This window comes from Synechococcus sp. OH20 (assembly GCF_047502685.1).
GTDB lineage: Bacteria > Cyanobacteriota > Cyanobacteriia > Thermostichales > Thermostichaceae > Thermostichus.
This window is the reverse complement of sequence record NZ_JANSIQ010000045.1, coordinates 1-1126: the sequence shown is the minus strand read 5'-3', so window position 1 is coordinate 1126 and position 1126 is coordinate 1. Positions and strand designations below refer to the sequence as shown.

Genomic DNA, 1126 nt, shown 5'->3' with positions numbered 1-1126 from the left:
TGCCAGGGGACTCAAGAAGGACTAGTCTACTCGGTCAAGAGTGGATTAGCCACGGATGGCCGGCGCCACTTCCACCGCCGCCAAATCCAGCGGGAAGTTGTGCGCATTCCGCTCGTGCATCACTTCCATCCCCAGGTTGGCACGGTTCAGCACATCCGCCCACGTCCCAACCACACGACCGTTGCTGTCCACAATCGACTGGTTGAAGTTGAACCCGTTCAGGTTGAACGCCATGATGCTGATCCCCAGCGCCGTAAACCAAATCCCAATCACAGGCCACGCCGCCAGGAAAAAGTGCAGACTCCGGCTGTTGTTGAACGACGCATATTGGAAAATCAACCGCCCAAAATACCCGTGCGCCGCCACAATGTTGTAGGTCTCTTCCTCTTGCCCAAACTTGTAACCCAAGTTCTGCGACTCCTCTTCCGAAGTCTCCCGAATCAGGCTCGAGGTCACCAACGACCCGTGCATCGCACTAAACAGCGCACCCCCAAACACGCCGGCCACGCCCAACTGGTGGAACGGGTGCATCAAAATGTTGTGCTCCGCTTGGAACACCAACATGAAGTTGAACGTCCCCGAAATCCCCAAGGGCATCCCGTCCGAAAACGACCCCTGACCAATCGGGTAAATCAAAAACACGGCCGTCGCCGCCGCCACCGGCGCCGAGTAGGCCACCGCAATCCAGGGACGCATCCCCAAGCGGTAGCTCAGCTCCCACTCCCGGCCCATGTAGCAAAACACCCCAATCAAAAAGTGCAGCACAATCAGCTGGTAGGGGCCGCCGTTGTACAGCCACTCATCCAAAGAAGCGGCTTCCCAAATCGGGTAAAAGTGCAGACCAATCGCAGCCGAAGAGGGCACCACCGCCCCAGAAATAATGTTGTTGCCGTACAGCAAAGAACCAGACACAGGCTCGCGAATCCCGTCGATGTCCACCGGGGGAGCACCGATAAAGGCAATGATGAAGCAGGTGGTGGCAGTCAGCAGGGTGGGGATCATCAGCACCCCGAACCAACCGATGTAGAGACGGTTGTCAGTGGAGGTGACCCACTCGCAGAACTGCTCCCACACGTTGCTGGTTGAGCGACGTTGGATAACAGTAGTCATGATGGCAAACTTCCCT

The 1126-nt window shown here is 57.2% G+C and carries 1 protein-coding gene; it reads right to left on the bottom strand.

Annotated elements, in window-relative coordinates; genetic code table 11:
- Positions 1-45 precede the first annotated feature (45 nt).
- Positions 46-1110 carry a photosystem II q(b) protein gene (psbA, locus tag NW826_RS10325; RefSeq protein WP_414336205.1) on the bottom strand — a complete coding sequence of 355 codons (1065 nt, stop codon included), beginning with the start codon at positions 1108-1110 and terminating at the stop codon, positions 46-48.
- Positions 1111-1126: the final 16 nt, after the last annotated feature.

Coding starts and splice junctions, on each gene's coding strand:
- psbA (WP_414336205.1), bottom strand. CDS start 1,110: ATGACTACTGTTATCCAACGTCGCTCAACCAGCAACGTGTGGGAGCAG.